We start from the raw sequence: 12,144 nt of genomic DNA, 5'->3' as shown, positions 1-12,144 counted from the left end.
GAGAAATCATTGAGTGCTCTTCTTTTAGGAGAAGAGATTTGCGATTGCTGAGCCAGGTTTAGGGTTTTCTCAAAACCCAAGCAGTATTGAACTGAAGAGTTTGATCATGGCTCAGATTGAACGCTGGCGGCAGGCCTAACACATGCAAGTCGAGCGGATGAAGGGAGCTTGCTCCCTGATTCAGCGGCGGACGGGTGAGTAATGCCTAGGAATCTGCCTGGTAGTGGGGGACAACGTTTCGAAAGGAACGCTAATACCGCATACGTCCTACGGGAGAAAGCAGGGGACCTTCGGGCCTTGCGCTATCAGATGAGCCTAGGTCGGATTAGCTAGTTGGTGAGGTAATGGCTCACCAAGGCGACGATCCGTAACTGGTCTGAGAGGATGATCAGTCACACTGGAACTGAGACACGGTCCAGACTCCTACGGGAGGCAGCAGTGGGGAATATTGGACAATGGGCGAAAGCCTGATCCAGCCATGCCGCGTGTGTGAAGAAGGTCTTCGGATTGTAAAGCACTTTAAGTTGGGAGGAAGGGCAGTAAGCTAATACCTTGCTGTTTTGACGTTACCGACAGAATAAGCACCGGCTAACTTCGTGCCAGCAGCCGCGGTAATACGAAGGGTGCAAGCGTTAATCGGAATTACTGGGCGTAAAGCGCGCGTAGGTGGTTTGTTAAGTTGGATGTGAAAGCCCCGGGCTCAACCTGGGAACTGCATCCAAAACTGGCAAGCTAGAGTATGGCAGAGGGTGGTGGAATTTCCTGTGTAGCGGTGAAATGCGTAGATATAGGAAGGAACACCAGTGGCGAAGGCGACCACCTGGGCTAATACTGACACTGAGGTGCGAAAGCGTGGGGAGCAAACAGGATTAGATACCCTGGTAGTCCACGCCGTAAACGATGTCGACTAGCCGTTGGGATCCTTGAGATCTTAGTGGCGCAGCTAACGCATTAAGTCGACCGCCTGGGGAGTACGGCCGCAAGGTTAAAACTCAAATGAATTGACGGGGGCCCGCACAAGCGGTGGAGCATGTGGTTTAATTCGAAGCAACGCGAAGAACCTTACCAGGCCTTGACATGCAGAGAACCTTCCAGAGATGGAGGGGTGCCTTCGGGAACTCTGACACAGGTGCTGCATGGCTGTCGTCAGCTCGTGTCGTGAGATGTTGGGTTAAGTCCCGTAACGAGCGCAACCCTTGTCCTTAGTTACCAGCACGTAATGGTGGGCACTCTAAGGAGACTGCCGGTGACAAACCGGAGGAAGGTGGGGATGACGTCAAGTCATCATGGCCCTTACGGCCTGGGCTACACACGTGCTACAATGGTCGGTACAAAGGGTTGCCAAGCCGCGAGGTGGAGCTAATCCCATAAAACCGATCGTAGTCCGGATCGCAGTCTGCAACTCGACTGCGTGAAGTCGGAATCGCTAGTAATCGTGAATCAGAATGTCACGGTGAATACGTTCCCGGGCCTTGTACACACCGCCCGTCACACCATGGGAGTGGGTTGCTCCAGAAGTAGCTAGTCTAACCTTCGGGGGGACGGTTACCACGGAGTGATTCATGACTGGGGTGAAGTCGTAACAAGGTAGCCGTAGGGGAACCTGCGGCTGGATCACCTCCTTAATCGAAGACTTCAGCTTCTTCATAAGTTCCCACACGAATTGCTTGATTCACTAGCGAAAAGCGATTGGGTTTCGACCCGAGAGAGACGATTGGGTCTGTAGCTCAGTTGGTTAGAGCGCACCCCTGATAAGGGTGAGGTCGGCAGTTCGAATCTGCCCAGACCCACCAATTGTCATGGGATGTGGCCGATCTGTAGATGGGGCCATAGCTCAGCTGGGAGAGCGCCTGCTTTGCACGCAGGAGGTCAGCGGTTCGATCCCGCTTGGCTCCACCATTACCTCGACATCGCTTGAAAGCACAGAAATGAATAGATTCCTTAGAGGAGTGTATTGATTTCTGGTCTTTGCGCCAGTAACTGTTCTTTAAAAATTTGGGTATGTGATAGAAGTAGATTTGGGTAATTACTTTCACTGGTGATTATTCAAGTCAAGGTAAAATTTGCGAGATGCTCGAGAGAGCAAAATGCGGATTTTCGGCGAATGTCGTCTTCACGTTATAGACAGTAACCAGATTGCTTGGGGTTATATGGTCAAGTGAAGAAGCGCATACGGTGGATGCCTTGGCAGTCAGAGGCGATGAAAGACGTGGTAGCCTGCGAAAAGCTTCGGGGAGTCGGCAAACAGACTGTGATCCGGAGATGTCTGAATGGGGGAACCCAGCCATCATAAGATGGTTATCACACACTGAATACATAGGTGTGTGAGGCGAACCAGGGGAACTGAAACATCTAAGTACCCTGAGGAAAAGAAATCAACCGAGATTCCCTTAGTAGTGGCGAGCGAACGGGGACTAGCCCTTAAGCTTCTTTGATTTTAGCGGAACGCTCTGGAAAGTGCGGCCATAGTGGGTGATAGCCCTGTACGCGAAAGGATCTTAGAAGTGAAATCGAGTAGGACGGAGCACGAGAAACTTTGTCTGAATATGGGGGGACCATCCTCCAAGGCTAAATACTACTGACTGACCGATAGTGAACTAGTACCGTGAGGGAAAGGCGAAAAGAACCCCGGAGAGGGGAGTGAAATAGATCCTGAAACCGTATGCGTACAAGCAGTGGGAGCCTACTTTGTTAGGTGACTGCGTACCTTTTGTATAATGGGTCAGCGACTTATTTTCAGTGGCGAGCTTAACCGAATAGGGGAGGCGTAGCGAAAGCGAGTCTTAATAGGGCGTCTAGTCGCTGGGAATAGACCCGAAACCGGGCGATCTATCCATGGGCAGGTTGAAGGTTGGGTAACACTAACTGGAGGACCGAACCGACTACCGTTGAAAAGTTAGCGGATGACCTGTGGATCGGAGTGAAAGGCTAATCAAGCTCGGAGATAGCTGGTTCTCCTCGAAAGCTATTTAGGTAGCGCCTCGTGTATCACTGCTGGGGGTAGAGCACTGTTTCGGCTAGGGGGTCATCCCGACTTACCAAACCGATGCAAACTCCGAATACCAGCAAGTGTCAGCACGGGAGACACACGGCGGGTGCTAACGTCCGTCGTGAAAAGGGAAACAACCCAGACCGTCAGCTAAGGTCCCAAAATCCTGGTTAAGTGGGAAACGATGTGGGAAGGCTCAGACAGCTAGGAGGTTGGCTTAGAAGCAGCCACCCTTTAAAGAAAGCGTAATAGCTCACTAGTCGAGTCGGCCTGCGCGGAAGATGTAACGGGGCTCAAACCAGGTACCGAAGCTACGGGTTCAACGTAAGTTGAGCGGTAGAGGAGCGTTCTGTAAGCCTGTGAAGGTGAGTTGAGAAGCTTGCTGGAGGTATCAGAAGTGCGAATGCTGACATGAGTAACGACAATGCGAGTGAAAAACTCGCACGCCGAAAGACCAAGGGTTCCTGCGCAACGTTAATCGACGCAGGGTGAGTCGGTCCCTAAGGCGAGGCTGAAGAGCGTAGTCGATGGGAAACGGGTTAATATTCCCGTACTTCTAGTTACTGCGATGGGGGGACGGAGAAGGCTAGGCCAGCTTGGCGTTGGTTGTCCAAGTTTAAGGTGGTAGGCAGAGGTCTTAGGTAAATCCGGGATCTTAATGCCGAGAACTGATGACGATCCTTCTTTTAGAAGGAGAAGTGGTTGATGCCATGCTTCCAGGAAAAGCCTCTAAGCTTCAGGTAACTAGGAACCGTACCCCAAACCGACACAGGTGGTTGGGTAGAGAATACCAAGGCGCTTGAGAGAACTCGGGTGAAGGAACTAGGCAAAATGGCACCGTAACTTCGGGAGAAGGTGCGCCGGTGAGGGTGAAGGGTTTACCCCGTAAGCTCATGCCGGTCGAAGATACCAGGCCGCTGCGACTGTTTATTAAAAACACAGCACTCTGCAAACACGAAAGTGGACGTATAGGGTGTGACGCCTGCCCGGTGCCGGAAGGTTAATTGATGGGGTTAGCGCAAGCGAAGCTCTTGATCGAAGCCCCGGTAAACGGCGGCCGTAACTATAACGGTCCTAAGGTAGCGAAATTCCTTGTCGGGTAAGTTCCGACCTGCACGAATGGCGTAACGATGGCGGCGCTGTCTCCACCCGAGACTCAGTGAAATTGAAATCGCTGTGAAGATGCAGTGTATCCGCGGCTAGACGGAAAGACCCCGTGAACCTTTACTATAGCTTTGCACTGGACTTTGAATTTGCTTGTGTAGGATAGGTGGGAGGCTTTGAAGCGTGGACGCCAGTTCGCGTGGAGCCAACCTTGAAATACCACCCTGGCAACTTTGAGGTTCTAACTCTGGTCCGTTATCCGGATCGAGGACAGTGTATGGTGGGTAGTTTGACTGGGGCGGTCTCCTCCTAAAGAGTAACGGAGGAGTACGAAGGTGCGCTCAGACCGGTCGGAAATCGGTCGTAGAGTATAAAGGCAAAAGCGCGCTTGACTGCGAGACAGACACGTCGAGCAGGTACGAAAGTAGGTCTTAGTGATCCGGTGGTTCTGTATGGAAGGGCCATCGCTCAACGGATAAAAGGTACTCCGGGGATAACAGGCTGATACCGCCCAAGAGTTCATATCGACGGCGGTGTTTGGCACCTCGATGTCGGCTCATCACATCCTGGGGCTGAAGCCGGTCCCAAGGGTATGGCTGTTCGCCATTTAAAGTGGTACGCGAGCTGGGTTTAGAACGTCGTGAGACAGTTCGGTCCCTATCTGCCGTGGACGTTTGAGATTTGAGAGGGGCTGCTCCTAGTACGAGAGGACCGGAGTGGACGAACCTCTGGTGTTCCGGTTGTCACGCCAGTGGCATTGCCGGGTAGCTATGTTCGGAAGAGATAACCGCTGAAAGCATCTAAGCGGGAAACTTGCCTCAAGATGAGATCTCACTGGAGCCTTGAGCTCCCTGAAGGGCCGTCGAAGACTACGACGTTGATAGGTGGGGTGTGTAAGCGCTGTGAGGCGTTGAGCTAACCCATACTAATTGCCCGTGAGGCTTGACCATATAACACCCAAACAATTTGATGTTTGCGTGTCAGACGGTTGAAGTCGACAAACAAACCGAAAAGACGCATCGCTCGCAAGCGAAACCAATACAGCAACACCATCACATACCCAATTAGGGGAAGCGACTGAACACCGACTCCCCAACCGAATTGCTTGACGACCATAGAGCGTTGGAACCACCTGATCCCATCCCGAACTCAGAAGTGAAACGACGCATCGCCGATGGTAGTGTGGGGTCTCCCCATGTGAGAGTAGGTCATCGTCAAGCTTCTACACCAAACCCCCGATCATCGAAAGATGACCGGGGGTTTGTCTTTGGGCGCGGGAAAACTCGCTGGGCTTTGGGGCTCCGGTAGCATTGGCCTAGCGAGAAGAGTTACGGCTTTGGATCCGGGCAGGCTGGCTGCGATAGCAGCAAGCCGCTCATGCATCGAGCTATCTGGCTCTGTGAATCACCAATGCCGAGGAACTGGCAGGCTAGAAGAAGCGGCTGTTGAGATAGACGCGCTCGACGACAATCGATGCGTGGCGGAGCGACGATCAATGCGGATCGTCACACCGTTTGGGAGGAGACTCATGGCTACGGGCAAACCGCACTCTTGCGTATGAGATAGCTTTGGACTAGAGGCGATAGAAAAGGCCGTTTCGGCTGGCGCCAGCCTGCGCCACCGGCAGCAGACTGGTCAGCTCTCGACCACCGCGTTCAGCTAACCGGCTCGACCTCTTTCACGGCTTTTGGATCAGAGGCGGCGATCGATGCCTCAGCCTGATCACGGCGCTTAATGAATTTCCAATCCGCTTCGTCGATATAGATTCCGGCCGGGCTGCTACCGCCTTCCAGGTCGATAGCCACATGTGCCGACACCTGCGGCTTCACCGAGGCCAGAATCGGCACGAAGCCGAGTTGCAGGCTGGTTTCGATGAGTGCCTGCTGGTTTACGCTCGTCAATGTCAGCTGCTTCGTCCAGATAATGGGGAGTCGGATACGGCCCACCTGTTTTTCAAGTGCTTACGAGCAAAGCTGAACCGTAAAACGGTCTCGCAGATTCTTGAGTTCAAGCAGCCTTGAGAAAGCGCGTCAACGCGGCGTTTCCTGGTTAGCACCTAGCTGGCCAAAACCATTTCGCTCTGCTCGGTAAGCACTGATCGCCTCATAGACCGTCTTCCTCAGTCGGTTGATGCCACCTATCGGCCGGTGCGCTGGCAGCGCATGCCAAGGGTTGAACGAAAGATTGTCGCAGGCAAGGTTCTGTTCGGGGTTGTCAAAGTCCTGCGCAGGGAGGCGGATATCGGCAACCGTTTCGAACGGAGAAACTGACTCGTCCCATTCGATACTGGTGTCCTCAATCGGCATGTAATGGTCTGCGTTCTGCCGCTGAACCTGAAGCTGAAAACAGGCTGGCGCGCGGTCCAGCGACAATTGCTGGTAGAGCGCACTGCGCAGGAAGTTCGGTAGATCGCGGTTCTGCTCTGGCAGACGGTAGTCCGGGCAATGCTCGGGGGTGGGGATTACGCGGTACTTGATGTTGTGCGGGCCGAGCTTGTATGGCGCCACTGAACTGTAGGTGGTCGCGACTGGACTCTCGGGTGCCGGTGCGAGTGTCTCCAACGCGATATAAAGGTGGCGCAGTTCCCAGCTGCGTGGGTCGGCACTCGGAAAGAAGGCCAACAATTTTTTGCCTTCGGCTTGAGCTGCAAAGTTGCTGCGATATTCTGCGACGTCGCGTACGAAGAACACCGGATGGTTGAACATCACGAAGTCCTGCTCCCCGGCATGGTGCGGGTCGCGGGTGAGCTTATCGCCTGGCACATCGAGCAGTTTGATAGCCATACCGCGGGCGTCCTTGATCCGGTCGAATTGAGGATAAGCGTTGCCGTTGGAGAGCCGCACCCAGGCCTGCCAGGTTTTGCCTGGCTCCGCGAATACACCCTGGCGCAGCGCGCTCTCCAAATCTTCACGTACCCTCACCTCGGCCTTAACGCAGCCATGCGCTTTGGCGTGTGCGTCACGAAGCACGCGAGTGTTGTCTCGATGCTGCTCGATCACCGCGATAGCGTTCTCGATGATCGCCTGCGTGTCGGAGGCTTCGTCGGGCGCGACCATCTCTTCGGTCGGAACTGGACCGCTGTATTTGAAATGGTAAAAGACAAAGCTGATTGCCCAGACGGTCACGCCGAGCGCGATCAAAGCGACCAGCAGTCGGCTGAGCAGGCGCCCGAGCCAGAGCCAGAACCGTGTAAACATGTGTAACTCCTTATGCGCTGATCAGCGGCAGGCCGGGCCAGGATTGTAACGGCGGGGTGGAATGTCGCTCAGCAGAGGCTCGAAGCGCGGATCACCATATACCTTGAGGTATTCCACCAGAGCCCAGCGTTCGTGCGGCTCAAGGGCACGACCAATCACGCCGTTGCCGCGGCATCCAGCACGAAATTCATGACCGCGATTGCTATTGCCGATGATCGAGGTGTCCAGCAGGAACCCGCCCTCGAAGCGCTCGGTGCGGATGCCGACATGCCGCGGGTCATATTCTCGGCTACCGGTCCAGAAGGTTTTTTGCCGCTCGGCGACGGGCGACAACAGCTGGAACAGGGTTGGCACGGAGCCGTTGTGTAGAAAAGGAGGCGTCGCCCAGATGCCGTCTAGCGGGCGCGCCTTATAACCGCGGACTTCCTGCACCCCGATCGGCAGCCCGAAGCCATCGAATTCGGCCCGCTCTTCCGGCGTGATGCCCGCGTCGCGATATGCGCGGTCGCTGACGTAAGCAGTGATATAGGCCAGTCCCTTAGCGCTAGAAACCTTCCTCAGGTCCAGTTCGCCTGCCGATTTACCGAACAGACGGACGTCCAGCCGATTCAGCTCCTCCTGCTTCCAGCCCAAACGGGTGAGATCGAAGCGATTGTCGGCAATGTTGTCGGCTGTGGTCGGGTCGGTACCAACGAAAGAGGTCGCAACGACTGGCATGCGCCACTCCGGCTCACGGCTTGGAGCAAAGCGCTTGTCGGCCGGTTTGGGCTTGGCGTCGTGACAGTGCGCGCAGTTTTCCCAGTACAGCGCGCGTCCCTGGCTCGCCTGCTGGAGATCGACCTGGCCCAGCACCTCTTCAGGCCAGCGTGGCGGGGTCAGCTGCATCAGGGTCGTTTCAAGCCTATGCAGGTCTCGTACACGCACGCCGGACGCATAACGCTCGGCCTCGGGAACCGGTTGGCCATCTTCGTGCAGCAATTGCAGTCGCGCACCCACGCCCAGTGCCTCGCCAATGTTGCGCGCCATAGGCTGCATGGCCGAGCCGTTCCACTGAACCCAGTCGAACTTCCAGATATCCCAGAGTTGCGGATAGCTAACCGGGGCGTTGGCGACGCGGTAGTTGACCGGGTCAATGGCGTTACCGAAGGTTGTGTTGGCGATGCGCCCGAAGGCATCGGTGCGGCCGAAGCCTTCCTCGGTCGGGTAGAGTCCACGATGCCAGTCGTTGTAGGCCGTGCCGAGCAGCCGATTGAGCACCTGCTTGAAATCCCGGCGCAGCTGGCTACGATCACGCTCGTAGTTCTCACCCAGCACCTCATGAGCGAAACGGCGGAACTTGAGCGGATTGTAGTAGGTAAATGCCATGCTCATGCCGAGCGCCTGGCCAAAGGACCCGCCGCGCAAAGTCGGTACGGTCGACGCCAGTGAGTGCATCGCCGCGCCGCCGTCGATGCGTATGGCCTGACCATTGTAGCGCAGCTCGCCGGTGTGGCACGCCGCACAGCTGACGTCCAGGTAGGCTCTTCCTGTCTCGTCATCTTCATGTCGGGCAAAGCCGACCGGAAGATTGCCAGGGTTCAGTGCAGTGGCCTTCTGTGTGGGATCGATCAGAAATCCGAAGCGGGCCAGGTAGTCGGGTGCCGCGAATTTGGCTCTACTGAGCGGTAGCTCCAGCGCTCCGAACCAGTCGTATTCCAGGCCTTTAACCTGGGTGCCTTGTGGCGTGTAGTAATAGGTTTGCCGGTCTGCCTCGCTCCATTGGTCGAGGTAGCGAAGCACCTTGGGCGCCTCATAGTCAGGCAGGTTGGGATAGGCCACAAAATACAACCCAGCCCCGACCACCAGCGCAGCCAGCAACAAAACAGCCAACAGGACACGTCGCACTAGTCGCATTGGTACATCCTTGTAACGGTAATGGCGAATGCGCGTTTATGGCAGGGTTAAAGAGCGCTGGCAATATGGCGCTTTCTGTTTTGGTTTACACAGCTTGTCACGATGAGGCTGACCAGCTTGCTGAATTCGCCTTGCGTTTCGCCAATGGCAACTTCGGCTCCCCTGGACAGCTCGGAAAGCTTGGCGGCGTTCTTGCTCGGACCCGCACGGACGCTCAAACCTTGATTCTGCGTGTTGACGGTATAGCTTCTCGTTTCCCAGAAGGCGGGGCGCGGCAGGTCTGGCTGCGCCTGGTAGCCCGGCCAGTCCAGCAAGTGCATATACAAGCTGTAGAGGGTCAGGTTTGGAGGGATACTCCGATCATCGATGCGGCCGTCGGCATTGCGTAGTGGTGGTGCCTGTAGGCTGTGCTTGACCAGAACGAACCCCGGCGAAAACGGCGCGCGTTTGATCAGCGGGATCTCGTCCGTAAACTCGCTGACGGGGTAGTGCTCGTCGATGCGATAGGCGATCACCTCTCCATCAGCGATGCAGCGCACGCTCGATTGATCGAACTCGGCTGCAGTGCCGTCGTCGAAATGCACGCCGCCATGCCATAGGCCATTCTCGCCGGTCGGGTAGTAGCCTCCCTTGGCTGACGCCATAAGGGTAAGTATGGGAGTAGGCCAACGCTTCGATCAGCGGCAGGGCGATTTCGCGCAGCTCGTCCCAGGCGAGGCCACCAGGGCGCTCGCTGAGCAATTGGTCGAGGGTCGGACCCTTGAGCAATTCAAGGGTGATAAAAGCTCTCTGGCTGGCTGTGTCCACATCGAAGCCGAACAGCCGTACGACATGGCGATGGCTAAGCCGTGCGGTCAGGGCGAACTCGGTATAAAGCAGCGCATGGGCGTCGGGGTACTCGGCGAACTCATCGTTCAGGGTTTTGAGCGCAATGTAGGGCTCCGGGTCGCCGAACTGTTCACGTAGCAGGTCCCGGGCGCGGTAGACGGCTCCCATGCCGCCCACGCCGAGCAGTCGTTCAATTCGGTAGCGACCGCCTAATACCTGCGGCAACTCGTTGGTATGGGTGGCCGACGACGTCGGAGTGCCAGGCATGGCAGCCGTGGAGGCGAAGGCGAAGTAGGTCAGGTCCGAAGCCGGCTCGGCCCCTATGGGCTCGTTCATCGGCGTACCACCACGGCGCTGAGGTTGTCCCGCGCCGGACCGTCCATGGCCAGGTCGAACAGCCGTTGCAGCGCAAGCGCCGGCGACGGCGAATTGAGCGCTGCACCCAGTGCGTCCGGCGATAGAGTCTGGTAGAGGCCATCGCTGCACAGCAGCAGGGCGTCGCCTGGATAGACATCGAACTCAAGAATGTCCAGCACCAGATGCTCGCTGGCACCGACAGCGCGAGTGAGCGCATGCGCAGCGGGGCGGCGTGCAGCCTCCTGCGGGCTTAGGTTTTGTTCGTCGATCAGTTGTTGCAGCAGTGAGTGGTCGCGCGAAAGCTGATACAGGCGACCGCCACGCCAGAGGTAGCAGCGGCTGTCGCCGGCCCAGACGCAGGCGGCGCGATTATTCTCCATCAGCAGTGCGACCACGGTGCTGCCAATCACCGGGTCTGGACGATCAGCGGTGACGGTCAACTCCTGCCCGAGCCGGTGGTTCAGGTCATGCAGGCAGCGCCGCAGGTTGGCCAACCGTTCGGTCAGGCTACCTTTCGGTAAGTCGGCCAGTTGCTCAACGATCAAGCGGCTGGCCAATGCACCGTTGTGATGGCCACCCATGCCATCGGCGACCGCCCACAAGCCTTGCTCAGGGAGGTCGAGGAAGGCGTCTTAGGCGCAGTGGCCTGAGGTCTGTGGCTTTCTGCTTCAGCCACCAGCTACAAAGCGGTCGGGCCTGATCCTGCAGGCTGCGTAGGCTCTTGTGGGCGTCTTTCTCATGCTCAACCGGTGTGGTGGCGGTGAACACCTGCACTGCCGCCTGCTTGACCTGGGCGATAGCGGCGCCGACAGCGCCTGGCTGCGGATGGGCAGCGCCGGCTCGCTTGACCATTTCCTCGAGTCGGCGACATAGCGGTAAAAGAAGTGGGGCTTGGGATCCCAGGCGTGTCGCTAGGCAGCTTTCGAGGCTGCGTAGTTCGATCGCGATCTGCTCGAATAGAGGCAGTTGCTCGCCCATTGGCACATGGTCGGCAAGCACCTGTTCCATGCGGGGGACCAGCCAATTGATTGCAGCAGCGCGAGTGCGGTCCTTGCGAGGGTGGATATCTTCCCAGTGATCGCGGCAGAAGAAGCCGAGCATGGCCAGGCCGGCATGCAGCCCGAGAAACGAGTCGCGTTGATACAGGCTCCAAGTCAGCCATGCGGCGATTCGTAGATCTTTCGTCTGGGTACTTAGCAGGCTTTCACTACCTGCGCGCATAGCTTCCCAGTCGACGGCCCCGGCGGCGTGCAAGGAAGCTGCCTTGCCTAACTCCTGCTCCAGGAGCTCGTACTCTGCAGCGTAGCGAATATCGTCGCCTGCAAAGCAGGACGCTGTGATTGGAGATTTTGCTGCCGCCAGAACCTGAACGGCTAGCTTGCTAGAAAACGTCATTCCATGACTCAACTGAAACCTGCTTTTATGCATTGCTGCTGCAGGGCGCGCTTCATGCGCAACGACTTGCTGCGTGCAATACCCGCACGCCAATGAAGTGCGAATGCTAGGCAGGATAGATCAGGAGGACTGTGAAGCAGTTTACAACTAGGGCGTTGCGATGGCGGCAGAGCGGGGTAGGCATCCAATAATGAGTGCTGGTTAGCTTCTTAGCGCAATTTTTGAGTGAACTCAGGCTCGCGGCTATGGTCGTTCGCTCGTACAGCTAATTGATGCCCACATTGCGGCCGTTTCGCCGCCTTCATATATAAGAAGCGCGGATAATAAGAGGCGCGGGCCTATAGAAAACTCAGTCTCGCCCAAGAAAAGCAAAACAACCGT

General features: G+C 56.5%; 4 protein-coding genes, 2 tRNA genes, 3 rRNA genes and 3 pseudogenes. 5 read left to right on the top strand and 7 right to left on the bottom strand.

Features of this window, described 5'->3' with window-relative positions; translation table 11 throughout:
• Window positions 1-88 precede the first annotated feature (88 nt).
• The 5 genes from ACL0K2_RS10565 (at window position 89) to rrf (ending at window position 5,313) form a co-directional block, all read left to right on the top strand.
• Window positions 89-1,625, top strand: a 16S ribosomal RNA gene (locus ACL0K2_RS10565).
• Between the two features lie 91 nt (window positions 1,626-1,716).
• Window positions 1,717-1,793, top strand: a tRNA-Ile gene (locus tag ACL0K2_RS10560).
• A 30-nt stretch (window positions 1,794-1,823) separates the two neighbouring features.
• Window positions 1,824-1,899, top strand: a tRNA-Ala gene (locus ACL0K2_RS10555).
• A gap of 253 nt (window positions 1,900-2,152) precedes the next feature.
• Window positions 2,153-5,043 (top strand): 23S ribosomal RNA (locus tag ACL0K2_RS10550).
• Window positions 5,044-5,197: 154 nt separating this feature from the next.
• Window positions 5,198-5,313: ribosomal RNA gene (gene rrf, locus ACL0K2_RS10545) — 5S ribosomal RNA — on the top strand.
• Together the 16S, 23S and 5S rRNA genes with 2 tRNA genes alongside form the textbook arrangement of a ribosomal RNA operon.
• 435 nt (window positions 5,314-5,748) lie before the next feature.
• Here the strand turns inward: rrf and ACL0K2_RS10540 are convergent.
• From ACL0K2_RS10540 to ACL0K2_RS10510, 7 genes and pseudogenes are all read right to left on the bottom strand, one after another.
• Window positions 5,749-6,045 (bottom strand): annotated as a pseudogene (locus ACL0K2_RS10540) (chromosome partitioning protein ParA); the annotation flags it as partial.
• A gap of 78 nt (window positions 6,046-6,123) precedes the next feature.
• Window positions 6,124-7,290: a catalase family protein gene (locus tag ACL0K2_RS10535; protein WP_239609603.1), complete on the bottom strand. Its 1,167-nt coding sequence runs from the start codon at window positions 7,288-7,290 to the stop codon at window positions 6,124-6,126.
• A gap of 21 nt (window positions 7,291-7,311) precedes the next feature.
• Complete coding sequence (locus ACL0K2_RS10530; RefSeq protein WP_413044356.1) at window positions 7,312-9,183, bottom strand: di-heme-cytochrome C peroxidase; 1,872 nt, start codon at window positions 9,181-9,183, stop codon at window positions 7,312-7,314.
• Window positions 9,184-9,230: 47 nt separating this feature from the next.
• On the bottom strand, window positions 9,231-9,767 hold the full coding sequence (locus tag ACL0K2_RS10525; RefSeq protein WP_413044355.1) for a hypothetical protein: 537 nt from the start codon (window positions 9,765-9,767) through the stop codon (window positions 9,231-9,233).
• Window positions 9,768-9,798: 31 nt separating this feature from the next.
• Window positions 9,799-10,347 (bottom strand): annotated as a pseudogene (locus tag ACL0K2_RS10520) (protein kinase domain-containing protein); the annotation flags it as partial.
• Window positions 10,344-11,000, bottom strand: a pseudogene (locus tag ACL0K2_RS10515) (PP2C family protein-serine/threonine phosphatase); the annotation flags it as partial. The pseudogenes ACL0K2_RS10520 and ACL0K2_RS10515, both read right to left, overlap by 4 nt.
• On the bottom strand, window positions 10,978-11,763 hold the full coding sequence (locus tag ACL0K2_RS10510) for a type VI secretion system ImpA family N-terminal domain-containing protein (RefSeq protein ID WP_413044354.1): 786 nt from the start codon (window positions 11,761-11,763) through the stop codon (window positions 10,978-10,980). The gene ACL0K2_RS10510 and the pseudogene ACL0K2_RS10515, both read right to left, overlap by 23 nt.
• Between the last annotated feature and the right edge of the window lie 381 nt (window positions 11,764-12,144).

The organism is Pseudomonas sp. YJ42, assembly GCF_047225135.1.
In the GTDB taxonomy this organism is placed as follows: Bacteria; Pseudomonadota; Gammaproteobacteria; order Pseudomonadales; family Pseudomonadaceae; genus Stutzerimonas; species Stutzerimonas stutzeri_E.
This window is presented reverse-complemented; position numbering and strand designations above follow the sequence as displayed.